The 24,432-nt window shown below is 41.4% G+C and carries 22 protein-coding genes and 1 riboswitch; of the genes, 10 read left to right on the plus strand and 12 right to left on the minus strand.

Annotated elements, in window-relative coordinates:
• Positions 1–160: 160 nt before the first annotated feature.
• Together QQK21_RS15495 and QQK21_RS15500 are read left to right on the plus strand one after the other, a co-directional pair.
• On the plus strand, positions 161–1,000 hold the full coding sequence (locus tag QQK21_RS15495) for a 2OG-Fe(II) oxygenase family protein (protein ID WP_284193092.1): 840 nt from the start codon (positions 161–163) through the stop codon (positions 998–1,000).
• A 132-nt stretch (positions 1,001–1,132) separates the two neighbouring features.
• Positions 1,133–1,753 (plus strand): DNA-J related domain-containing protein, encoded by a 621-nt coding sequence (locus tag QQK21_RS15500; RefSeq protein ID WP_284193093.1) that lies wholly within the window; start codon positions 1,133–1,135, stop codon positions 1,751–1,753.
• A 62-nt stretch (positions 1,754–1,815) separates the two neighbouring features.
• On the opposite strand, the gene QQK21_RS15505 is transcribed toward QQK21_RS15500, so the two are convergent.
• The 3 genes from QQK21_RS15505 to QQK21_RS15515 all read right to left on the minus strand — a co-directional run bounded on the left by QQK21_RS15505 (position 1,816) and on the right by QQK21_RS15515 (position 6,317).
• On the minus strand, positions 1,816–3,462 hold the full coding sequence (locus tag QQK21_RS15505; protein ID WP_284193094.1) for an ABC-ATPase domain-containing protein: 1,647 nt from the start codon (positions 3,460–3,462) through the stop codon (positions 1,816–1,818).
• Positions 3,463–3,537: 75 nt separating this feature from the next.
• Positions 3,538–5,433 carry a putative bifunctional diguanylate cyclase/phosphodiesterase gene (locus tag QQK21_RS15510; protein WP_284193095.1) on the minus strand — a complete coding sequence of 632 codons (1,896 nt, stop codon included), beginning with the start codon at positions 5,431–5,433 and terminating at the stop codon, positions 3,538–3,540.
• A 284-nt stretch (positions 5,434–5,717) separates the two neighbouring features.
• Positions 5,718–6,317, minus strand: a complete 600-nt coding sequence (locus tag QQK21_RS15515) for an arylesterase (protein WP_284193096.1) — start codon at positions 6,315–6,317, stop codon at positions 5,718–5,720.
• Here QQK21_RS15515 and QQK21_RS15520 point away from each other — a divergent pair.
• From QQK21_RS15520 to QQK21_RS15530, 3 genes are all read left to right on the plus strand, one after another.
• Entirely contained in the window at positions 6,316–6,990 is a 675-nt protein-coding gene (locus QQK21_RS15520; RefSeq protein WP_284193097.1) for an ABC transporter ATP-binding protein, read from the plus strand. The genes QQK21_RS15515 and QQK21_RS15520 overlap by 2 nt on opposite strands.
• Positions 6,990–9,422, plus strand: coding sequence for an ABC transporter permease (locus QQK21_RS15525; protein WP_284193098.1), 2,433 nt, complete (start codon positions 6,990–6,992; stop codon positions 9,420–9,422). Before QQK21_RS15520 ends, QQK21_RS15525 begins: the two co-directional genes overlap by 1 nt.
• Positions 9,423–9,710: 288 nt before the next feature.
• A complete protein-coding gene (locus QQK21_RS15530; protein WP_431313127.1) occupies positions 9,711–11,150 on the plus strand; it encodes an FAD-dependent oxidoreductase in 1,440 nt (479 codons plus the stop codon).
• 54 nt (positions 11,151–11,204) lie between these two features.
• On the opposite strand, the gene QQK21_RS15535 is transcribed toward QQK21_RS15530, so the two are convergent.
• The 3 genes from QQK21_RS15535 to QQK21_RS15545 are packed head-to-tail and all read right to left on the minus strand — an operon-like array spanning position 11,205 to position 13,590.
• Entirely contained in the window at positions 11,205–12,137 is a 933-nt protein-coding gene (locus tag QQK21_RS15535) for a 5-oxoprolinase subunit C family protein (RefSeq protein ID WP_431313126.1), read from the minus strand.
• A complete protein-coding gene (locus QQK21_RS15540; protein WP_284193101.1) occupies positions 12,134–12,844 on the minus strand; it encodes a 5-oxoprolinase subunit B family protein in 711 nt (236 codons plus the stop codon). The genes QQK21_RS15535 and QQK21_RS15540 overlap by 4 nt, the downstream gene beginning before the upstream one ends.
• Positions 12,845–12,846: 2 nt before the next feature.
• Complete coding sequence (locus tag QQK21_RS15545) at positions 12,847–13,590, minus strand: 5-oxoprolinase subunit PxpA (protein WP_284193102.1); 744 nt, start codon at positions 13,588–13,590, stop codon at positions 12,847–12,849.
• Between the two features lie 220 nt (positions 13,591–13,810).
• On the opposite strand from QQK21_RS15545, the gene galE reads away from it, so the two are divergent.
• Positions 13,811–14,827, plus strand: coding sequence for a UDP-glucose 4-epimerase GalE (galE, locus tag QQK21_RS15550; protein ID WP_284193103.1), 1,017 nt, complete (start codon positions 13,811–13,813; stop codon positions 14,825–14,827).
• A 66-nt stretch (positions 14,828–14,893) separates the two neighbouring features.
• Here galE and QQK21_RS15555 read toward each other — a convergent pair whose 3' ends face one another.
• Positions 14,894–15,529 carry a hypothetical protein gene (locus tag QQK21_RS15555; RefSeq protein ID WP_284193104.1) on the minus strand — a complete coding sequence of 212 codons (636 nt, stop codon included), beginning with the start codon at positions 15,527–15,529 and terminating at the stop codon, positions 14,894–14,896.
• 399 nt (positions 15,530–15,928) lie between these two features.
• Here QQK21_RS15555 and QQK21_RS15560 point away from each other — a divergent pair, with 399 nt between their 5' ends.
• Both QQK21_RS15560 and QQK21_RS15565 read left to right on the plus strand, forming a co-directional pair.
• Positions 15,929–16,468: a cytochrome b gene (locus QQK21_RS15560; RefSeq protein ID WP_284193105.1), complete on the plus strand. Its 540-nt coding sequence runs from the start codon at positions 15,929–15,931 to the stop codon at positions 16,466–16,468.
• The gene (locus tag QQK21_RS15565; RefSeq protein ID WP_284193106.1) at positions 16,465–17,037 is read left to right on the plus strand and encodes a YceI family protein; all 573 of its coding nucleotides are present in this window, start codon (positions 16,465–16,467) and stop codon (positions 17,035–17,037) included. Before QQK21_RS15560 ends, QQK21_RS15565 begins: the two co-directional genes overlap by 4 nt.
• 59 nt (positions 17,038–17,096) lie before the next feature.
• Here QQK21_RS15565 and QQK21_RS15570 read toward each other — a convergent pair whose 3' ends face one another.
• Positions 17,097–18,728 carry an ATP-dependent endonuclease gene (locus QQK21_RS15570; protein ID WP_284193107.1) on the minus strand — a complete coding sequence of 544 codons (1,632 nt, stop codon included), beginning with the start codon at positions 18,726–18,728 and terminating at the stop codon, positions 17,097–17,099.
• Between the two features lie 218 nt (positions 18,729–18,946).
• Here QQK21_RS15570 and QQK21_RS15575 point away from each other — a divergent pair, with 218 nt between their 5' ends.
• Positions 18,947–20,692, plus strand: a complete 1,746-nt coding sequence (locus QQK21_RS15575) for a bifunctional metallophosphatase/5'-nucleotidase (protein WP_284193108.1) — start codon at positions 18,947–18,949, stop codon at positions 20,690–20,692.
• Between the two features lie 675 nt (positions 20,693–21,367).
• The gene (locus QQK21_RS15580; protein ID WP_284193109.1) at positions 21,368–21,556 is read left to right on the plus strand and encodes a hypothetical protein; all 189 of its coding nucleotides are present in this window, start codon (positions 21,368–21,370) and stop codon (positions 21,554–21,556) included.
• Between the two features lie 54 nt (positions 21,557–21,610).
• On the opposite strand, the gene QQK21_RS15585 is transcribed toward QQK21_RS15580, so the two are convergent.
• The 4 genes from QQK21_RS15585 to moeB form a co-directional block, all read right to left on the minus strand.
• A complete protein-coding gene (locus QQK21_RS15585; protein WP_284193110.1) occupies positions 21,611–22,324 on the minus strand; it encodes a riboflavin synthase subunit alpha in 714 nt (237 codons plus the stop codon).
• A 12-nt stretch (positions 22,325–22,336) separates the two neighbouring features.
• On the minus strand, positions 22,337–22,546 hold the full coding sequence (locus QQK21_RS15590; RefSeq protein ID WP_284193111.1) for a hypothetical protein: 210 nt from the start codon (positions 22,544–22,546) through the stop codon (positions 22,337–22,339).
• Positions 22,545–22,686: riboswitch (FMN riboswitch) on the minus strand. (Overlaps the previous gene by 2 nt.)
• An 82-nt stretch (positions 22,687–22,768) precedes the next feature.
• A complete protein-coding gene (locus QQK21_RS15595; protein WP_284193112.1) occupies positions 22,769–23,599 on the minus strand; it encodes a sulfurtransferase in 831 nt (276 codons plus the stop codon).
• 66 nt (positions 23,600–23,665) lie between these two features.
• On the minus strand, positions 23,666–24,427 hold the full coding sequence (gene moeB, locus QQK21_RS15600; RefSeq protein WP_284193113.1) for a molybdopterin-synthase adenylyltransferase MoeB: 762 nt from the start codon (positions 24,425–24,427) through the stop codon (positions 23,666–23,668).
• Between the last annotated feature and the right edge of the window lie 5 nt (positions 24,428–24,432).

Genomic DNA, 24,432 nt, shown 5'->3' on the forward strand with positions numbered 1-24,432 from the left:
TAACTAGGCCCACAATTAACGCACTATTCGTGTTGAAATGTCCAAATATCACACAGAAAAAGCACAAACTTATGTCTTGTTTATTACCAAAGTTTGATTTAGAACTCAGCGAGATTTAGAATCTTGCTTCAACCATAGCATAATGAAATAAAGTAAAGTCATGAAACTTGAAACTGTCGATTATAGAGCTGACGATGCAGCTCAACAATTTGTAAACTCACTACGTGAAACAGGGTTCGGAGTGTTAAAGAATCATCCAATTCCCCAAGAGTTAGTTGAGTCAATTTACGAAAATTGGTATCAGTTTTTTATGACTGAGCGCAAGAACGAATTTGCCTACAATGTTGAAACTCAAGATGGCTATTTTCCACCATCTGTTTCAGAAGTTGCTAAAGGGCACTCAGTTAAAGACATCAAAGAATATTTCCACGTTTATCCGTGGGGACAAATTCCTGAGGAATTGAAGGGACAAATTTTGGATTACTATCGGCAAGCGAATGAGTTTGCTGAAGTATTGCTGGGGTGGGTTGAAAAATATGCGCCATCGGAAATTCAGGATAAGTTTTCTGTGGCACTTTCTGAGATGATCAACGGGAGTGAGAAGACGCTTTTAAGAGTTTTACATTACCCACCAATGACTGGCGACGAAGAGCCAGGAGCGATTCGAGCTGCTGCTCACGAAGACATCAACCTTCTTACTGTTTTACCAGCGTCTAATGAGCCTGGTTTACAAGTTTTGGGTAAAGATGGTCAATGGATAGATGTCCCATGTGATTTTGGAAATTTAATTATCAATATCGGCGACATGCTTCAAGAAGCTTCCGATGGCTATTTTCCGTCGACAACCCATAGAGTGATCAATCCAACAGGAGAGCGCCAAGAGGCTTCTAGAATTTCGTTACCACTTTTCTTGCATCCTAAGCCTGAAGTTATTTTGTCTGAGCGTCATACGGCAGATTCATATCTAACCGAGAGGCTTAAAGAATTAGGGGTTTTGTAGATTTTGTTATTTACTGATAGAGCCAGTGTTTATTGGCTCTTTTATGGATAATGATCGTGAATTCTTCGGCATCAACTCGACAAATCGGCAATTTTGGTTTTGTATTATAAATAAACACTGAATAAATTGGATATGAACAAACATCAGGAAGTTGTCGCTCAATTCGAGCAGTACATGGAAAATCCATTGCTGTGGCCTATCATGGAAGTGTTTAAAAACCAACCTTCTGGATGGAAAGTGCATACGCTTTCTTCCCATTTGTGTGATCTTGAACTCTTACCCGTGCTTGATGCCTCTCCAGAAAAGGACCTTTTTAAGCGCAATTTTCTTATCATGAACGCTTTATACCAATTGCAGGAAACTTTATATCCAGAGAGTTGGTTACAGGTTCAAGCGATGGACATTGTTTTAATGCCTCAATCTCAGGTCTTTGGACATGAAATTGATCATGCCGATCCTCTCAGAGACTACTACCTTGATTGGCATAATTATGAAGCCGAAGAAGGTGAGGTAAAACGCTTACTCAATGAATTTTGGACTCGATATAGAGAGTTTGTGGGTAGCGCCGACGGGGGAGGTGACATGGACAGAAATAAAGCATTGTCACTGTTTGAGTTGCCCGTAGACGCGAGTCAAACTGAAATTCGTAAGACTTGGCGTAAGCTAGCGTTAAAATGGCACCCTGATAGAGAAAATGGTAACAGTGACCGTTTTAGAGTGCTTTGCGAAGCGTGGCACGTGCTGAGAAATTGATAAGCGCGCTATGCGCACTTATCTGATGGATGGTTTTAGGCAGTGCCTAATATTCCCCGATTTTATTGAAATCTTGCTTTTCTCATTCTGTTTAGAGCGGCAACCACATCTAGTGCTCGTGGTTTTGCGAGATCGCCATGTACTGGCATATTTGTCGTCCATCCTTCATCAAGTATTTTTCGAATATCTTGGGTGGGGTTATCGGATACACCAGATATTTGTGCTAGCTCAAACCATAGCCATCCAATGGCGTTTATTTCAGAACTTGACTCTAGCTGTTCCAAAGCAGAAAGATCGATATGCTCTTTACCAAATCGTAGCGAGTTAGTCCCTTTGGCTGAGATTTTAAATTTTCCGTCAGCGAGAATCTTCTGCAATACGGAACGGTTTAACTTGCGAGGTGCAAATGTTGATAGGGCACATTCTGATTCGTTAGAGCGCTGAGTTGGGTGTTGTTTGATCACTTCTTTCGCTTTTTGGGTGACGTCAATCGCCTGATAAGCGTGCATTTGAATAACATGATCGGCTACATCGAAGTAATCTCCTGAGCCACCCATAACCAATATGGTTGAAATACCCAATGAATCTCTGAGTTGACCTATCCGGTCGACTAAGGGAGTTATAGGCTCTTCGCCTTTACATACTAGCGCCTGCATTCGCTCATCACGAATCATGAAGTTAGTCGCTGAGGTATCTTCATCAAGCAGAACACCTTGCACACCCGCTTCTACGGATTCTTGAAGCCATGCCGCTTGTGATGTTGAGCCTGAAGCATCTTGCGTGGAGAAATTAGTTGTGTCACGGCCCATGGGTAAATGGTTAATATAGTTGGATAGATTTAATCCGTGGATGCATCGGCCGTCTTCAGCTCGTATTTTGTATGTGTCACGGTTTGAAACGATGGTTTCTCTCCCATCCCCAGGAATATGGTTATAGACAGATCGTTCAATCGCGTTGAGTAATGTTGATTTGCCATGAAAGCCGCCGCCAACAATTAAAGTGATGCCTTTTTTAATTCCTAGACCACTAATTTTACCTTGATTTGGCGTTATTATATCGATAGTCATCGACTCAGGTGCTTGAAAAGGTAACGCACCTTCCATTGGTAAATCACAATTTCCAGCTATTCTTGGCAGTATTGACCCGTTCCCAACAAAAGAAATGAGTCCCAACTTGTCAAGCTCATCACGCATGAACTCTTGATCTTCAATTACTTCACAATGCCGTGTTAGTGCACTTTTATCCAGCTCTCTTTCTAATGTTGACCGGCGAATGTATTTTGGTAGGTGAAAAGTGAGCAGATTAATCGCTTTCTTGCCGAGAACAGATCGCCCCTCGGCTGGCAGGTTAACGCGAAATCTAAGTTCAATACCCTCATCGGTAAATAACACTGCAGTAGAGTCTAGGACCGTTTGGCCTGTTAGAGAGATATCAATGCTATTTTCTTGTTTCGATAGTTGAGCAAAATGGCGTCCAATGAAGTCTCTGGCAGCAATTTGATATGCCTGAGATTTATCCAGAAGCCACTCCAAACCTGTTAATGACCACGGACGTATTGCTCTAACCCTTGATGCTGAAGCATGGGGATCTGCCTGAACCTGATCGACTAGGAACCTATAATCACCGAAATCGTACTCACCTCTAATTTTCTGGTAAGCACGGTAGTTTTGTTTTTCTATCTTTTTAAGTGTCGCGGTTAGCTGTTCCATAAGACGATCTCGGGCGGGGTATGTTAAAGGCGAGGATTATATGAATGGCTCGCCACTGAGTAAAGTGAATCCGTGTTAATGAGATAAAACCTGCGTCTGCAATTTTTCTTCAAATTCTCTGCAAGGCATTGGTTTAGAGTAGAAATAGCCTTGACCATACTCACAACCTTGACTGACGACGAATTCTTCATGCTTTTGGTTTTCAATACCTTCAGCTGTGATTGTCAGATTAAACTTCTTGGCTATGGATATAATAGAACGAACAATTTCCTGGTCCTCATAACTTTCGTCAATCTTCTGGATAAAACTTTTATCTAGCTTAATCGAGTGAAATGGAAATTTTTTGAGGTAGTCGTAAGAGGAATAGCCAGTACCAAAATCATCGAGTGACAACGTCACTCCTAGAAAGCGTAGGTCATTTAAAGTGTTTTTCATCACTTTTTCATCGATAATCATCCCGCTTTCTGTAATCTCTAATTCAAGATTTTCAGCGGGAAGTTGGTATAGGTTGAGTAGTTCTTCAACTTCAGAGACAAAGTTAAGGCTATTCAGTTGAACGACGGAGATATTGACTGCAATTTTAAATTCAGGATTCAATTCCACCCACTTAGCACCCTTTTGGATCGCCTCGTTTAGGACAAAGCGCCCGAGCTCAAAAATGAGACCATTTTCTTCTGCGATATTGATCAAGGTTTCGCTGGAAATATCCCCCATAGTTGGGTGCTTCCAACGCAATAGGGCTTCTGCACCAATCCAACCACCATTTTGGTTACAAATTTTAGGTTGGAAGTAAAGTAGGAGATTGCGATTGCGTATCGCATCAAGCAAATAGGCTTCTAGTTGATAAATGTTTTCGGTCAACTTGTGAAAGGTTTGTGAATAATAACTGTGACTATGGCCACTATCTTTACATGATTGGACCGCTTTTGAGGCAAATAGCAAAAGATTTTGGGGGCACAAGGTGTCGTTAGTTGTGCTAATTCCTATATGAGCGTTCAGATGATGTCTTTTACCGTTTACGATATATTCTAATTGACTTACTTTAGCTATGTGTTGAGATAAATTTGTCAGTATTTCTTGTTTTTTCGGAGCGTAAATAAGTAAAACCAAATCGACCGATGTTGAAAGAGTAGTCAATACGGTGCAGTTATCTATATTGCCGATATTTTGGCGAAATTTAACTAAGAGTTGTTGCCATGTAGGACAGCCATGTTGTTCTTGAATTATCTGTCCATTATAAAAGTTTATATGAATTACAGCACCGAGTAATGATCGGTTTTGAGTGTTCTTTATGAGTTGTACAACTTCATCCTCCAGAGCTGAGCGATTTAAAAACCCAGTATTAATATCATGCGTTTGTTGATAGCAAACCATTTTTTCTGCTAGCTTACGCTTTTTAATCTCTTGGTCAAGATGGCCATTTAGCCTGCTCATGTCTCGGTTGCGAGTATAAATTCGACTTTTCAATTCTCGATTAGTTTGTTTGAGTTTTTCATTTTGGTAGAGCGTGGATAATTGTGACTCAATCGAATTGCGAAAATTTCGAATGAGTTTTTGGTAATTAAACTTGAAAAGATACTCGTCGCTATCGAAAACACAGATAGTACCGAATTTGTTGCCATTGGGCCATTTAACAGGCATACCATGACACGACTCTAATTCTAGCTTTGAAATTGGGTGATCTGCCGATAAAGAAATTGACCTATCAGCTTGATTAACTATCATTTGTTTTAGGATATTGTCTTGTTGCCTGCAATCAATATCTCTATGAATATCTGTGTTATTTTTTTGCTTATCAGAGTATGTGTCAGAATGTTTTTTACCTGATGAGAGAACTTCAAGCTGAGAGTCATAACGCATAATCAAAGCTGTTGGAACAGAGATGACTTCAGCGATTAAGTTGACATTGTGTTGCCAGCTATTCGAGATGTTCTCAGGAATAATCAAGTTGGCAGTATTAATTTGCGACATTTGCACCGAATCCTTTACGGCTAACTTTTTGTTTGAATTCATATAATATGAAAAGGTTGGCCGTTTTCGTTCTTCATAATTTTGTCATTTTAAAACATAGGAAGCGTAACAGAGATTGGATACTTCCACTTTCTTAATTTTAAGAAAATGACAATCCTACTTGTTTGTGATCTCTAAATCAGCTTTATGAGTGCTGTGTTAAATACAATCTCACAAGTGAGACGCGTTTGTGCAACAAGTCTTAATTGTGAGAATATTGGCGTCCAATCAATCCAACCGATAACTTAGATATGTTTAAGTAGTTCATTCGCAACGAATTTTGCAATCCAAGGTTGAGCATTTTCGTTAGGGTGAAGGCCATCATCCATCATCCATTCTGGCCGAGTAATGACACCTTCCAAAAAGAAAGGCAGTAAAGGGATATCAAGTTGCTTTGCTATCGAAGGGTACAAGTCTGCGAAGGCTTGAGTATAACGTTTTCCATAGTTGGGGAGGATGTGGATTTGCATAAGTAGTGCTTGTGCGTCCGAAGACTGAACTAAATGAACAATTTGACGTAAATTATTTTGTATCAGGTTGAGAGGAAAGCCTCGCAGGCCGTCATTGGCTCCCAATTCAATAAGGACAACATCTGGCTTATGTGTCTCTAGCAATTTGGGCAATCGAGCCAAACCGTTTCCTGTCGTATCACCAGATATACTGGCATTAACGACCGTTATTGTTTTGTTGTTTTGAACCATGACATTTGGTAACAAAGTAGGCCAAGCTTTATCAATCGACATCTGGTAGCCTGCACTTAAACTGTCACCTAAAATTAGAAGCTTAGCAGCGCTCAACGGATTCATATAAAAGATAAAAAGCATTAAGGAAACTAGTCGAATCATGTACCCATCCATCATAAAAGCAGAGTCATTGTCTAAGTTAGTCTCTACTAAACAGGAGCGATTGACAATCCTAGAAAACGTAAACTTGGATATTAAAGAAGGTGAAAGTATTGCTATTGTTGGGACATCTGGGGCTGGAAAATCGACGCTAATGACACTGCTTGCCGGCTTAGATACTCCGACATCAGGAAAAATTTCTCTGCTAGACCAACAAATAAGTGATATGAATGATGAAGAGAGAGCCGCGATTCGCAGTAGGTCAGTAGGGTTTGTCTTTCAAAGCTTTCTCTTAGTTCCCAGCTTAAGTGCTTTAGATAACGTGACGCTACCTTGCTTGCTAAAAGGTGAAAGTGAAAACAAGGTGCGTGCTACAGAGCTTCTCACTTCAGTGGGTCTTGAGCATCGAATACATCATTTCCCCACACAGTTATCTGGAGGAGAGCAACAACGTGTTGCTTTAGCTCGCGCGTTTATGATTCAACCTAAAGTGTTATTCGCTGATGAGCCGACAGGAAATCTTGACCAAGTAACGGCGGAGAAGGTGATTCATTTGTTGTTTGAACTCAACAAACAGCATCACACCACACTCGTTTTAGTCACTCATGACATGCAATTGGCTAATCTATGCGATCGTCGATTACATATTCAAGCCGGACATTTGGAGGAGCTGTGATGCGCTCTAAAACAACGATTATCCGGCAGTTATCATGGAGCATCTCTGAAATACGTCATGCTAACTTATGGCCTGTTTCCGTAGCAATCAGTTTAATTATCGCCTGTATCTTTGCGATAACAGCACTTGCAGAAAGGGTTGAACAAGCGGTTGTGAAACAAGGAAAAGAAGCGCTAACCGCAGATACGGTGTTTGTCTCATCCAATCCAATACCAAGTGAACTTGTTCAAATGACGGATTCTGGGGAGCTAATCACTGCCCAGCAAACTCGTTTTGCAACCATGGCGTTTAGTGATCAAAGTATGAAATTGGTTATGGTAAAAGCAGTGGATGATCGTTATCCATTGCGCGGTAATCTTATCTTGTCAAATGACCAAGACACACACGTCAATGTTCGTTCTGGTGAACTCTGGTTAGATGAAAGACTGTTTGCTATCCTCAATATTACGATAGGTGACAACGTCACAATAGGTGATGCCAACTTACAGGTATCAGGACGTGTCGTTGAAGAACCAGGAATGAGTTTCAATCCCTTTCAACAAATGCCTTCGGTGTATATCCATAGCTCAGACCTCGACAAAACAGGAGCCATTCAGCTAGGGAGCAGAGTACGTTATAGTCTCTTTATCAATGGTGAAGAAGAAGCCATTAACAAAATAAAGCAAACATTGAAGTTGACTCCTAGTGATCGGTGGAAAGATCAGAACACATCAAGTCGAACGAGTGAGGTATTTGAGCGTACTGAACAGTATTTATCTTTATCTGTCGCTATTGTCGTTATCATGGCAGCGACAACATTAGTGTTTACGTGTCAGCACTATGTCACATCTCGACGAAAAACGATTGCTATGTTCAAAAGTTTGGGTGCCAGCAAAACTTGGTTAACCCGCTGGATTTCAATGCAAATTATGATTTTGCTTATCGCAGCTGTAGTGGTGGGGATTGGCGTAGGTATTCTGCTTGAATTTTTGTTGCGAATCCCATTGGTTGACTTGCTGCCAAGTCCTTTGCCAGACTATGGCCTAAGTCCTTTTGTTATCGCGATTGTAACAAGTGTGCTGATATCCACACCTGCGCTTGGCATCCCCTTGCAACGATTATTAACTATTAGTGCTTTGGAAGTGATGCAGCCGAATACTCATACTAAAAGAAGTCGCTGGACATTGTGGCTACTTTTAGTTCCTGCATTGCCAATGCTTTGGGTGTATAAAGACAATGCCCTAATATGGGTAGTGTTGGGTGGTATTATAGGGCTGCTTATTGTGCTCGCACTTGTGAGTGTTTGCATGATGAAGGCTATGGCAACAATTGCGTTGCCGACTTCTTTTAAACTGGCATTAAGTAGAATGAATCGTTCGCCAATATCAACTGGTTTACAGTTTGGTGCACTGGCACTCTCCTTGATGCTTGTTGCAGTCGTTTGGTTGGTGCGCAGCGATATACTTTCGGATTGGCAAAGAACTGTCCCCGTAGATGCTCCCAACGCGTTTGCACTCAATATTGCCCCTTATGAAAAAGACGGATACCTCAAAGCCATTGATGATAATGGTATTGAACGCTCTAAAGCCTACCCGATAATTAGAGGTCGATTAAGTAAAATAAACGGTAAGGAAGCGAAAAATGCGGCTCAGGGAGGGGAAGGTACCGACGTTCTCCGGCGAGAGATTAATTTTACATACTCCTCACAGATCCCTGAACACAATGTTGTGTTAACAGGAGATTGGACATCAAAACACGGCGTGTCAGTAGAGGCCGATGTGGCCAAGGATTTGAGGCTAAAAATAGGTGATAGCTTAGAGTTTGTTATCAATAGTCAAGTCATCACTGCCGAAGTAAACAGCATACGTCAGGTAGAATGGCGAGATATGAAGCCCAATTTCTATTTTATCTTCACCCCCGACGTGCTTAAAGATATTGCTGCGACCTACCTAGTCAGTTTTAGGGTGGATGAGAATCAAGACTCATTTCTTAACGATTTATCAAGAAGCTATCCGACTGTCAGTTTAATGGATATCAGGCAGATGGGGGATAAGATTCAGCAACTGTTGCGGCAAATGGTGTCGTCTATTACCCTTCTGGCTGGATTGGGTGTTATCGCTGGAATATTACTTATTTTTACTCTGTTACGTCTTAGCTTAGGTCAACGTCAATCGGAAGTACGACTCTACAGAACCTTAGGTGCGAGTAAAAAACGCGTCACAAGAACCATTTGGGCCGAATATGGATTATTGTCAGTCATGGCGGGTTTGATTGCTGTGGTTGGAGCTGAGTTAGTGGTAGCCGGCATCATTTCGTTTGGTTTTGAACTTTCTCCTAGCCTCCATTTTTCCATGTGGTTTGTTCTCCCTGCGTTAACGTTTTGCACACTTTTCCTAGTGATTAATAGTTTGTTGAATCAGCTGCTATCCCCGATAAATAAAGAATTTACTTAGACCTCTTCTAGGCAAGTTATCTAGTTATCCACAAAAACAGTGGATAAACTTTGGGATAACTTAGCCTGTAGATAACTCGTCATGTCTCTTAAAGCCAGTTGGCATAATGTGTCGAGATATTTTGTTATTCACAGTAGTAATTTTTGTGGATTTCATAAGATATTAGTCAAGTGCTTTTTTTATTTTTTTTACTTGAAATTGTCCTATTTATCCCATTCAAAAAATGTGATTTTTTTCGCCGAATAAACTCAGTAAAATGTACTGACAATGAACAAATTAGCAGCACATATGTTAGTAGAGAACAAAAATTTGGAGATACCGACTATCGCGGTCATTGGTGGTGGGATCGCTGGAGCAACATGCGCTTTGCACCTAGCCGAAATTGGTCTCAATGTTGTGCTGCTTGAAAAGTCACCTAGCTTAGTTAGCGGTCCACCTATTTGTCATTTGCATGCGGGAGGGAATTTATACAGAGATATTGCTATCTCTCAATGTGTCGATTTACTAAAGCAATCAATCGATTCTGTGCGTCTTTATCCTCATACTATTAATCGACGCCCAACGATAATCGCTGTACCTAAAGCGGATAGCGGAAGCCCTGAACAACTTATAGAGCGGTTAGATATCATTCAATCTTGTTACCAGAGCTTGGTTGATGCGGATGAGAAAAATCAGGTTCTCGGGCCACCCTCTGAATATTACAAATTGTATAACCGCGATGACCTTGAGCAATTGTCTAAACATCAGCAAGAGTCTGAGCCCGTTTCTACAGACGAGTGGGTTATCCCATTTGCTAAAGCCACGGATATGGATTCATTGCAATTCCCTGTTGTCGTCGTCCAAGAGTACGGTTGGAGTGTTTTTCGTATTGCGGCATCAGCGACACTCGCTTTGGAGTCGATGGAGAATTGTAAGCTGCACACAAAAACACAGGTGATTGGTTTACACAAGAGCGTGTCAGGATGGCAGTTAGAATGTTTGCAATCAGGCGGTGAGAAATTTGATATTTCAGCTGATTACTTGGTTAATGCCTGTGGCTACGAAACAGGTATAATCGATGACTTGGCACATACGCCTCGTCAGAGAATGGTTGAATTTAAAGCCGCTTATGTTACTCGTTGGGATGAATGTAATGAGTTTTGGCCAGAGGTCGTTTTTCATGGTCCAAGGGGTACACCGAGCGGTATGGCTCAATTAACGCCGTACGCCAATGGTGTTTTTCAAATTCATGGGATGACCAAAGAGATTACCTTATTTGATGATGGGTTTGTTTCATCCGATGAACAGACATCCCAACCCAAGTTACCACAGAAATTGGAACGTAAAATTAAGGCCGGATGGGATGCGTCAGTGATGATTGAGAGAACCCATCGATCTATTGAGCATATGGCGAAATTCATTCCAAGCTATAAGACTGCGCATGAGTTGGGAAATCCTTTATTTGGTGCACAGCAGATACCGGGAACTGATAAAACCCTCCGAGCAGCTGATGTGACTTTTGAAGGAAACGATTATGCTAGAGTTGAAGTGATTAAAGGTTCTTCGGCGTTGGAAGCGGCTGTGAAAGTCGTTACAAAATGGCAATTATTTGAGTATGCCAATACCAGTATTGAATCCATGCACCCAGTGAGTATGTCTCTGACAGCTTGTGAAGTGGAACGAAAGGCAGAAGATCTTGCACGGTTGCGTAACTATCCGCCTGAACTTGCAAAAGTTTATGGCTTTTAAAGTACCATAATACACATAGTTAAGTTAAAAATTTGAAAACAAACAGGGTTCAAATTAGTAGCCAAAAAACTTTGCCCATTGACACCAAACTTCCTGGAGTCCAAGCAAGTCACCTCTGACAAACTTAACTTTTTGACCTGGCCTTGATTGTGCCAGTCTAGGGAGGTCAATACGCGCGACGCACCCTATCTTGGGATAACCGCCTATGGTTTGTCGGTCATTGAGCAAGATTATGGGCTGACCGTCGGGTGTAATTTGAATCGCACCGAGTGCAATACCTTCACTCAAATACTCTTTCTTTGGTGGAGCAATATGGCCATCACATAGACGGTAGCCCATTCTGTCAACCAGTTTACTGACACTAAATGTTTGGTTATACATGGAATGTAAAGCATCAGGTGAAAAATCGTTTGCTTGATAGCCTTCAATGACTCTTAGTTCTAGGGGGAGATCGTAATCTGGTTTGTATCTGAAAGTCATCTGCCTTGTTTTTGTGCCAAGATTGTGTGGGCCAAAATGAATCACATCCCCAGTCTTAATTGGATTCCCATGCATAATCCCACCAAGTTGGTCACGTACCACCGTTGCTGTACTCCCTAAATGAGGAAGAACCTTAAAGCCCCCTTTGACGGCTAAGTAGCTACGAAGTCCATTTTTGGGTAACCCAAAAGTGAGAGTCTGTCCCCCTTTTGTATTAAATGAAGACCAATTTTCAATAGGTTGACCATCTAATTTGGCTTGTAAATCACCACCTGCTATTGCCATTTCACAGCTGGAATGAATGAGAAACTCAGCTTGTCCCAACGTAATCTCTAACGAGGGGCAGTTTGTATGGTTATCAAGTAAGTGGTTAGCCCAGCTATAGGCATAATCATCAACGGGGCCTCCTTGAGTTATACCCAAGTGGGCTAATCCAAAACGTCCAAAATCTTGAATAAGTGTTTGCTGGCCTGGTTTAACGGCTGTAATTGCGTGGATATCGCTCACTGGTTCCATCCCCTTATAATCTGTCCACCAAGACGAATAAATTCATCACTAGAAATGGGCTTGAAGCGCACTTTTGTACCGATACTAAAAGGTAGAATGGGTGACTTTTCAGGTGTATATAAGTTGAGAGGACAATTGCCTATGATATTCCACCCACCGGGAGAAGTGGAGGGGTAAACGGCGGTATTGCGATTTGCGATGCCAACGCTTCCTTTTGGCACTTGTAGTCTAGGGGTCGTTTTTCGTGGCAAACGAAGCGGTTTTGCTACAGATGATAAAAAAGCAAACCCAGGAGCAAAGCCAATGGCTCCTACGGTGTACTCATTGTTTGTATGTAGGCCGATTACATCATCAAGGTTAAGACCTGCTGAATGGTATTGTTCAAGTTCAGGGCCTACATCTTGGTGGTAGTACACAGGAAGCTCTATCACGTCAGAATCGGTATCATCAGGTAAGGCTTTTATTGCTTCAGTCACCAGGGTTTCTAAATAGGGAATAAACTCGAATATAGATACTCGATGGGGTAGATAGTCTATCAATATCGAATCCATTGATGGTGTTACGTTCATAATCATTGCACCTAACTGATTGGCTATGTATCTGCTAATCTCACCAATCAATAGAGAAAGTTTATGACTACATTCTGCTTCAAATCGAATAAGTATTGAGCATTCAGCCACGGGATCAACGGACGTTTCTATATTCACTCTCAGTCTCCTAAAAGGACATTTTTTATCTTATGTATCATCTCGATTGATTGTTTATTATCACCATGGACGCAAATGGTATCGGCTTCGATTGGTATCAGGAAATCGTCAATTGTTCTTACCTTTCCGTAGTGGGCAATCTGTTTGACTTGATCCAAAATATCGTCTTCTTTATCCAGCACTGCACCAGACATTGAGCGAGGGGCAAGCTCTCCAGAGGACAAATAAGCTCTATCGGCAAAAGCCTCAAAGAAAATAGGCAGTTCATACTTATCAGCAATTTCAAGATGCCTTTCGTTGTCTTTGATAGCTAACATCATAAGCGGAACACCAAAGCATGCAACAGCGTCCGCAATGGCATCGAAAATAGTCAAGTCTCGCAGCATGTCGTTATAGAGCGCCCCATGAGGCTTTACATAGCTAATCTGAGTATTTTGGCTTTCTGCTAGTGCCTTCAAAGCCCCGACTTGATAGATAACCATATTGGTAATGGACTCTTTATCCATATCTATCTTACGCCGGCCAAACCCTTGTAGGTCAGGGTAACTTGGATGGGCTCCTATCTGGGTGTCATGTTGAATTGCGAGCTTAATCGTGTGCAGCATAATATCAGGATCAGAAGCGTGAAATCCGCAGGCGAGGTTCGCCATGTCCACCCATGGCATCACGGCTTCGTCATTACCCATTTTCCACCTTCCAAAACTCTCACCCATATCGCAATTGAGAGTAATTGTTCGTTTTGTCATCGAGTAGGTTCCAATAGCCAAGCTTATTCAATATGTTATAAAAATAACAAACAATCGGCGATCTTTTTCATTATTTTTGTAATTCGTTGAGGCTTACCGTGAATTTCATGACACTGAAGACATTCAACATAGAGACGCAGGTAGTAACTAAATAGATGCGCTATATTTTTAATCTAACACCCGTTAGTATGTGCTTGAAAATAATAATAAGGTTTTTAATATGAATGTATTAGTAACTGGTGGCCTTGGTTATATCGGGAGCCATACTTGTATCCAAATGCTGGAAGCCGGTATAAAACCAGTGATTTTTGATAATTTGTACAACAGCAACGAATCTGTGCTAGGGCGTATCGAGATGGTTACAGGTGCATCCCCTATATTTGTTAAAGGTGATGTTCGTGACAAAGAGAAGCTAATTAAGGTACTCAAAGAGCAAAGTATTAGTGCTGTAGTACATTTTGCAGGTTTAAAAGCGGTAGGTGAATCGGTAGAGAAGCCTCTTGAATACTACGACAATAATGTAAACGGTACTCTGGTATTAGTAGATGCAATGCGTGAAGTTGGCGTGAAATCGTTGGTTTTTTCATCATCAGCAACAGTCTATGGGGATCCTGCTAGTGTCCCTATTACCGAAGAGTTTCCAACCAGTGCAACCAACCCTTATGGCCGTAGTAAGCTTATGGTAGAAGAGTGTTTAACTGATTTTCAAAAGGCCAATTCCGAGTGGAGCATTACTCTGCTGCGTTATTTCAATCCAGTCGGCGCTCACCCATCTGGTCAGTTGGGCGAAGACCCATCGGGCATTCCGAACAATTTGATGCCATTTGTCTCTCAGGTCGCTGTTGGAAGGAGAGAGTATTTATCCGTGTTTGGTGATGATTACCCAACAAAGGATGGAACGGGTGTGCGAGACTATATTCACGTTATGGACTTATCTGATGGGCATGTTTGTGCACTGAATAAGGTGGGACAAACCAGTGGCTTACATATTTATAACTTAGGAACAGGAAACGGTTATAGTGTATTGGAGATGGTTTCGGCATTTGAAAAGGCATCTGGAAAGAAAGTCCCGTACAAAATTGCCCCGAGACGTCCTGGCGATATCGCCGAATGTTGGGCTGATCCATCAAAAGCACAGCGAGAGTTAAACTGGAAAGCCGAACGAACACTACAACAAATGACGACAGACACATGGTATTGGCAGTCCAATAACCCGAATGGCTATCCAGATCACTGAACCCGTTACCTAATGCTCGAAGGTCTTCATTACAGTACAATGGGACGAGAAAAGGAAATGGTATTCTTAACTAAGTTGGGCTACACAATAGAGCTGGACATATTTTCGAACCGCCATTTTGTCTAATGAACGTTGCAGTGGGTGAGTACATTTAACAAAATATGGACTAAGTGAAAAGCAGTCCTCTAGTAAATTACTTAATAATGTGCTGCCTTCTGACAATTTTACGCCTTGCACCTTATACTGTTCGACATCATCAGGGAGCTGGCCTGTCCACCAATGCAGCAGTTCCCTGCTTAGCTTGTTGCGTGAAAACCAATGGTCACCGATTAATAGCAACAGATCATTTGGTTGGATCGCAAAAGAGTACTCTTCTTGCCAATGATTAATGGCGTGAATAAACCTTTTCCTGCACATATTACCCCCTGTGGCTAAATGGGATGTCAAAACCCAAATGGTGCCCACATCTGAAGTCACTCTGTAATAATGAATAGGATGTAAATTTGTATTAAAGTCCAAAGCGACATACTCGCAATCATGACCAAATTCGGTCAGCGTATGCGAAAGTCTTTGAGAGAACGCCAAACTTAAATGATGTTGACTCATTCCTTTGTCATGTATCGTCGGAAAATGCTCTTGACAAAGCTTGATACAATCCGTCTGAAATTCATTAACGCTTTGGATTAGCACATCTAGAAGCAAGAGGTTTCTCTCCAAGGTTATGGTGCTATCAAAAAGATTAGCATGCTAAGTTCTTATTTAGTTACATTTAAATATAGAAACTATGAAGATATTTAGAGGCTGATCGTTAAGATTGAATTTGTGTCACAACACAAGCAAGTATTGCATTCTTGCTTGTTGCTATCTCAAAAAGATCAACTAAACGTTTAACGTCTTCTGATTTGATTTAGAAGCCGCGAGAAAATCAGTAGCGTCGATGGAAAGGTATGACGTGCGTAAATGTCATTCAAAATTTCTGAATGACTTGACCAAACTTTACCTATTTTATGAATGTAAAGAAGGGTAAATAATCTGTTCTAGGTATCAACTCGGGGATAATCTAGTTGATAAAGAGACGTATTTAATATTGGATAACATGCAATGACTTCAGCAGTAAAAAACTACAACCTAGTAGCCCGAACTATTCATTGGACGTCTGCCATTGTGGTGGTCGGTATGTTTGCCGTTGGATTGTGGATGGTTGACCTGAGTTATTACAGTGAGTGGTACAGAACGGCACCTCACTGGCACAAATCGATTGGAATGCTCTTAGCTGGTTTAACCCTTTTTCGTATCGTTTGGAAAAAAGTCACTCGTTCACCTGAAATAGAAGGTAAACCGTATGAGATTTTAGCCGCTAGACTAGCCCATAGTTTTATGTACCTGATTTTAATTGCACTGTTTGTCTCAGGGTATTTAATTTCCACAGAAGATGGCCGCAGTATCGACGTTTTTGATTGGTTCTCTATCCCCGGCCTTGGAGCTCTATTTGAAAACCAAGCCGATCTATCTGGGGAAGTACATTTTTACTGCGCTTGGGCACTTATTATTATGGCTGCAGCACATGCGCTGGCAGCTATCAAACACCACGTGATAACCAAAGACAATACTCTACGCAAGATGATAGGAGCTTCGAAATGAGAAAAAATGTATTCGCCACTGGACTGGCTATTTTAGCTATTGCATTGCCGTTTAGCGCTAGTGCTGCGGATTATGTTATTGATACCAAGGGTGCTCATGCATCAATTAACTTCAAGATTAGCCACTTGGGATACAGTTTTATAAAGGGGCGTTTTAATAAATTTGAAGGTGATTTTTCCTATGATCCTAGCAATGTCAGTGCCTCAAAGGTTTCAGTCACTGTTGATACAACCAGTTTAGATTCTAACCATGCAGAGCGCGATAAACATATACGAAGCGGTGATTTCATTGATGCTTCAAAATTTTCGACCGCAACGTTTAAAAGTACAAGCGTGGTAGACAAGGGTGACGGTAAATTGGAAGTGAATGGTGACTTAAATCTTCATGGTGTAACCAAACCTATAACGATTGATGCTGAATTTATAGGATCTGGTGCAGATCCATGGGGTGGAGAGAGAGCAGGTTTTAATGGTACTGTTCGACTTGAGCTTGCCGATTTTAAAATTCCGGTGATGGGTTCTTCCAGTTACGTAGACATGGAGCTGCATGTCGAAGGTATTAAAAAATAGTAACTAGCAGCCCCCAGCATAGGTGTTGGGGGCTTACGTTATTAAAATATATCCATGAATCACGTATTACCATTGGCCATTGTGACTACGCGTTTTAAGGTCCATCTGAGTAGGATTGGTATGCAATCCATACCGCGAGTTTCACAGTAGGAGACAATAGCCAGTGCCAAATCTGGCTTAGCAAACTTTTTAAGTACTCGAGTGACGACTTTTTTAGCTGGGATGGGGTGGTCTAAGGGTATTCGGACCATGTCTTTAAAAAACGCTTCAAACCCATTGTTATATAGATAGTGCTCAATGTCTCGGTCTGGAAGTTCTGTTAGCCGATGGCGTTCTTGATCGTTACCAAGTTGAGCACGGACGGTTGAGGCGTATTTTTTCCCCGCAGCATCACCATCTGTGACGACATGCCAATCAATACCAAAGGCTTTTGCTATTTTGACCAATGATTTTAAGCCAGATTGAGCAAACTCGATAATTTGTACACCTTCGGCTGCTAAATTATAACCACATTGGTTGGCGAGCTCATTAAACAGCCATACCTCTGTTTCTCCTTCTACCAATAGCCAACATCGAGCAAACAGTGCTCCTGAGCGGTGAAATCGAATGTGAAACCCGATGCGTCTAAGCTCATCTTTGGAAAAACCTTGAGCCGGAAGGTAAGTGGTTATGGTTTTATCTGATTGGCGAACTAAACGTCGAATGCTATTCAGTGGCACTTGCCCAAGCAGATCGCCGCTGTTGGTTGTGAGTATTTTTTGCATTGGCAATAGCTGAAGCAGGCTCCAAGCTCGCGCTAAATGCGTAGGATGCAGACGTCCCTCAGGATCTTCTAAGATAAGCAGTGGCCTTGCACACCGACGTAACTTGTTAGGGCCTTTAGCTTGCAAATAAGCGTTCAGTAATCCCATAAACAATAATCGAGTCTGCTTACTTTGTGTCTCTTCGACGATTTGAGAAATACTTTTATTGCTCGGTGAGCTGTTAAAAAAGATGCCGTCTCTTTGTTTGCGAAGGTTTTTTCGCGTATTGGATTTAAAGGAAAAATAGTGTTCAACTAAAGCATTCATTGAATTTAGGCTGCTTTTCATTTCTCCTTTGTTGACATGCCCAGGTACAGCCATTAAACGCCTACAAGTGTTATTGATTCGCTTTTCTATCCTGTCACTGGTATCCCCACCGTTTCTTATCGGTCGTTCAAAACGGCGGGAGTCTTTCAACCGTATCACGGGGTGAAGTGACATTAACTCTTGGGCAAGCTTTTCAGAGTGATGTAATGGTAGGGGATTCCCCTGATTATCAAGAAATGCGTAACGAGTTTTTACCTCATGGCCTTCTCGACTGGCACTTAAGCGGTATATTATATTATTGACGCCTTGTGCATTTTGAATCCACACTGGTTTAATTTTGCGATATCGACCTGAATTGATTTCTTTTTTGTCAGTGGAAATCAAGCTGAGTACGATTTGTAGATGTTGAGTCTGTGGATGCGCAACGGAATAATCGACGTGAAAGTCTGCCATTTCGAATTGATATGGTATACCTTTGGGGGGCAAAGCGACCGCCAGTGCGTCTAATAGTGACGATTTCCCCCATGTATTTTCCCCGATAAGGGTCGTAAGCTCTTCAAATGCGATGGAAAGTCGCTTGATCCCACGAAAGCCGGAAATTTCTATCCGCTCTAGAAGCATTGACAGACTCCAAATGAGCTATTATTCATAAAAGCATAATAGAAAACATTCGAATAAGCAGAAGGTTAGCTCACAAAGTTACGAATTTTAAAATTGCGCACGCTGTTTTATGCAGTGGTACTGTGGGTATTTGCAAAGCTAAAATGTATAAAAAATTGAAAGTTAATGAAATTGTCATAAGTGATGAGATAACATATGTGTGATAATGAGAATAATTTATGCACGATAAAAATAATAAAATGGCCAAAATAAGACTTATACACATTAATGATACCCACTCACACTTCGAGCCAACCTCTCTGCAATTGTCAATTTCGCTATCAGGACAAACATTAGCCCCTTATGTCAGTGCGGGTGGGTTTGCCCGTATTGCCGCAAGAAAAAAGCAGCTTGAAGCAACACTTTGTGACACAAGAGAAATGGTCTTTCTCCACGCGGGCGACTGTTTCCAAGGCACCTTGTATTTTTCCTTGTTTAAAGGGGAAGCTAACGCAGAAATGCTGAATACACTCAATCTTGATGCTATGGCTCTGGGAAACCACGAATTAGACATGGGTAACTTACCTGTTGCAAAATTTGTTAGGCAAATCAATTTCCCTTTGCTTGCAGGGAATTGGGACCTTTCGCAAGAAGCGAGTAACAAAAAATTAACAATAAGAGGCAGGGAAAATGTTTATGCTTATGATCCATTAGCTTGCACGGCTCAATGGATTGTAAAGTATGCTCAGGGAGAGCCTATAGCCATCTTTTCTTTGGCGCTTGACCAAATGCTCGATATTTCAAATCCAGATCATGATACACCTTTTGTTGATTCAATTGAGACAGCCGTAAATACGGTGAAAGCAATCCGGTCTCAGGGAATCAACAACATTATCTTACTTAGTCATATGGGCTATGAAGCTGATTTTGAGCTCGCTGAAAAGGTTGAGGGAATTGGCATTATAGTTGGCGGGCACAGCCATCGCCTGCAAGGTGACTTTAGTGCTTTGGGCCTTAAAAAAGACGATGACTATGGGATGGTGGTAAATGATACCTATATTGTGCAGGCTGGCTATCATTCACTTAGCATGGGACATTGTGACATTGATTTTGACGCGAATGGCAAAATTGTACGTTTCAACGGAAAAAATGAACTGCTATTAGGACGAAGGGTTTTTCTTGATGCAAGCATGACAAAAGCGACGGATCAAATACCTTACACCCATGCCCGTCAATTTATCGACAGTCATCCCAATGTTGTTGTCTGCAAAAAAGATCCGGATGTTCAGGAAATATTGAATACTAAGTATGTCCCTATGGTTCGAAAGCTACAAGATAGGATCGTAGCGATAGCAAATAAACCCATGCGACATGTACGTATCCCTGATGAAATAGGAGCAAGCGAATTGGCTCCGTTTGTCGCAGAGTCTTTTGCGTATACTATGCAGAAACTCGGTTATGAAGTGGAGTTTGCGATTCACAATGCCGGTGGCGTGAGAAATTCACTTCATCAGGGCAATGTTTCTGTGGGTGATATTGCCGGAAAGTTACTTCCGTTTGCCGTTCCAGTTGGGGTTTATAAAATAAAAGGGAAGGATATTGCCGCAGCGCTTGAAGGGGCGATTAACAATGCTCTCAATAATGGCGTAAAAGGTACAGGTGATGGCTCTTATCCATATACCTATAATCTCAACTTCACATACTTAAGTGACGCTCCAAAAGGGCAAAGGGTTGTCGATTTTGAGATATATTCCCCTGAGTTAGGCTGGCAACCAATTGATCCAAATAAATTTTATCTGGGCAGTTCTTCAGCTTATACGATGAAAGGCAAGGAAGGTTATGAAGCCTTGCTCAATATTTCTGGAGACGAGATTGTTACAGACAAGTCGATGACGGACTGTTTTATCGAGCTACTCACAGATAAGCCTGATGAACTTAATCGGACTCAGCTAACTCAGCAAACATGGTGGCACAAAGGTTGCTAGCTTTTTTATCGAGCTAATATTACTTTCTGGGGGACCTATGTTAAAGAGAAATTGGTTCGATATTGTCGTTGTAGTGAGTTGGGTCGGCGTCTGGTCAGCACTGGTTTATTTTATCCCGTCAGGAGGGATATAGCCTTCCGATAGAAGCTTTATGGGGATGCTATCCCCATGGGCTTTAATACAACCTTTTGCTCTCAAATTTTTACAAAACGCTCTGACCTGATTATCGACAGATATCTATAAGTTTAGGTATTCCAAAATTCTCAAAAGATAACGTCAATCTTTCCTTACCTGTGTACTCAGTGTCCCAAATACTGCTTAATGACTAGCTGCAATCCATTTGTCATTATATTGTCATCTTTCGGTGGGTTGTCAGTGGGGGGTGGTTTCGTTTAAATATTGATTTTATAGATGAACTTTTACAAAAAAATTATTGTAAATAGTTTGTTAAGATAAATGTATCTCGCTCTATCTATAGACTAAATATGTATTAAATTTAGCTTTATATCCACATTTTTGATGCTTTAGTGAATTTTCCCATTCTGTAATGTTAATAATGTGTTTCATTAGAAAAACTAATGTCAAATCAAAAAAATAGTCATTTTTTGAACAATGAAATATTGCCTAATATTCATGCATTGAAAACAGTTACCCAAAATTTATAGAGAGGCAATCATGGCACAAGCAATGCGTATCGGAACTATTGAAGCTCCCATCTCTATGGACAAGAAAACCTACACGGTTTCATTCAAAGGATTGATTGCACACCTGTTAGATATTCTTTTTACAGACAATACCCCTCGAGCATATTATGCGACTGATATGTCTGGGCATTTGCAAAAAGATATTGGTTTATACCGCTAACTGAAAGTTAAATAAAAAAGCCAACTTTATTGTTGGCTTTTTTATCTCTAGCTTTTATTTCTTGGCAAGGTGGTGAACGGTTGCCCCTGCAATAGAATCAATATCGGTATTTTTTGTTTTTAGGTAACGTTCAAAGTCAGGCAAAAGCGGCCCTATAGCTTCGTTCAGTGTGTCTTTTATTGTGTCAACCACAACTTGGGTACCACGCTCAATTTCTATATTAACATGCTCGCCAACTTGCTTATCTTCAAATGTTGTTTGGCGTCTCGTTTCTGGGATAAGCCAAACTTCAAACCAATTATTCGATTTATTTACATCGGCTATGGTAAGACTTGCCCCGTTGATAGCTATGTATCCTTTTGAAAAAACGTAGGGTTTAAGTGATTGAGGCAGGTCAAACCTGACCCTGTAGTTACCTTCTATTGCTTCTATCTCGGTGATTACTGCTTTATCGTCAACATGACCAGACAGAGGATGACCTCCGATCTCTGCGCCGTCTTTGGCTGCTCGTTCAACATTGACTCGTGCACCTGCGTTGCAACTTCCAAGAGTGGTGATCTTAATACTCGGGAGCATTACGTCAAAAGTGACACGGGATGTAGATTTAAGCTCAGTGACAGTTAAGCATACTCCGTCGACAGCAACACTTGCTCCAATATTAATATCGCGGCAAAAATCTCTATCAAATTCAATCTCAAAAGTTCTAATTCCGTTGTGATCCTTAATATCTAGAATCACTGCTATTGACGAAATAATTCCGGTAAACATTAGCGCTTTCTCCTATTCTTTGAAATCGAGAATAAACTGAAAACCAAGCGAGGTTGCTTTACCTTTAGAGCTAGCGGATATTGTGGATGTTTTGTCACTAGATAATTGCTGATTTGATGATTCTGATTCATGGATACTCCTTGGTTGTGAACCTGAATCAGGGCTGTATGGGATAAGAGGCAGCACTAGACGCTCCAAAAGAATTGAAGTGAATGCGGACACTCATTCTCTTTCATCCGGACTATCACCGTCGGCTCTGGTTTTTCACCAGATCTGCTGACCTCGAATAATCGAGCGCTCGCGGGCTTATCTGATTGAGATTCACCGCCGGTGGGGAATTTCACCCCGCCCTGAGAATAATATAAAGTCCAAGATTTGGACTTTGGCAGGATAATTCATTTCAAACTAATAGGGAAGACAGAGGTACACCTGACTCGTAAGGTGTTAGTTTTCGATCGGCAAATCATAATTTGCCCCCCATTCTGTCCAAGAGCCATCATATATGCTTAGATGCTGGTAACCTGAAATATGAGCAGCCGCTAAGACAATCGCAGCGGTAACGCCAGAACCACAACTAAATATGTACTTTGCCTTGTTAGCACCAAGGCTCGAAGAAAGGACCTGCTTTAGCTCGGATGGAGACTTAAACTTATGTCCATCAATTAGATCCATAAACGGCTGGCAAATTGAATTGGGAATATGGCCTGAACGTATACCAGCCCTTGGCTCAGCAACTTTTGCTTCAAATCGCTCTTTAGAACGAGCATCAACGATTTGACAATCTGAATTGTTTAAATGACTTAAGACAACATGAAAATCGGCAAAATAATGCGGGTTAAGTTGCCCGCTGAAGTCACCCTTAGAGGAGATGTCTCGATAAGATGTTGTTATCTCAAGACCCAAGCGTTTCCACTCAGTCAGCCCTCCATCTAGGATATAAACCTCTTTATGCCCCATCGCTTTAAACATCCACCACGCTCGCGGTGAAGCAAAAGTTCCACTGTTGTCATAAACAACAATGATCGAATTTTGGTTTAACCCAATCTCTTGGGCGAGTGAATTAAACCGTTCTTCACTGGGCATCATATGGGGAAGTGAAGAATTAGGATCGCAGAAGACTTTGTCGTAATCAAAGCGAATCGCATCGGGAATAATATTATCTTTATCACTTATAGGAGCGGATGGAATCTGAAACTCTATACTTGCATCTAAGATAATTAATCTTCCCGTGTTACGTAACTCTTGTAGCTGCTGTGGCGTGACGATCGGTGACATAAATATTCCTTATTTAAATGTGTCGAGTTTTACTGTGTGATACAAAACCTTCCAAAAATCAGATGTTTAACTAGGATTGCGGCCACAAACAGTGCAGTGTGCTATTTTGACCAATTTCATTTCTCGCCATGTCATACTCATTCCATCCATCAGCAAAAGTTTCCCCAGTTTTAATTGTCCAAATTTTGCAACAATTTTGATTGCCTCTAAGGCTTGGACAGCACCGATGATACCCACTATTGGGGACATGATACCAGACTCAACACAGCTTAAAGGTGTATGGTTTAATAGTGAGCTGAGGCACTGGTAACATGGCTGGTTGTCATCTTCATACGTAAAGACACTCACTTGCCCCTCCATTCTTATCGCTGCACCCGAAACTAAAGGGACTTTTAACCTATAACAAAGACGATTTAGCTGATTACGAGTCTCAAGATTGTCTGAACAATCAACAACAAGAGTATGCTGATTGATCTCGGCTTCAAGCTCTTGCTCGTCCAAGCGCTTAGGTATCGAGGAGATATCAAGATTCGGATTGAGTTGTCTAAGAGACTGTGCAGCAGAATATACTTTGTGCTGCCCTTGATTCATGTCATGATGTAAAACTTGCCTATGAAGGTTGGATGGCTCAACAATATCATCATCAACCAAGGTCAAGTGACCAATACCAGCTCCTGACAAATATTGACTAGCCGCACAGCCGAGACCACCAAGTCCGATAATAAGGAGTCGACTTTGCTTTAGCGCTTCCTGCCCTTCAAAATCGAAGTTATTTAAAATAATTTGGCGGTTGTAGCGCAAGATTTCTTGATCAGAAAGAATACTCAAATGGC

The sequence above is a fragment of the Vibrio zhanjiangensis genome (assembly GCF_030161235.1).
GTDB lineage: Bacteria > Pseudomonadota > Gammaproteobacteria > Enterobacterales > Vibrionaceae > Vibrio > Vibrio zhanjiangensis.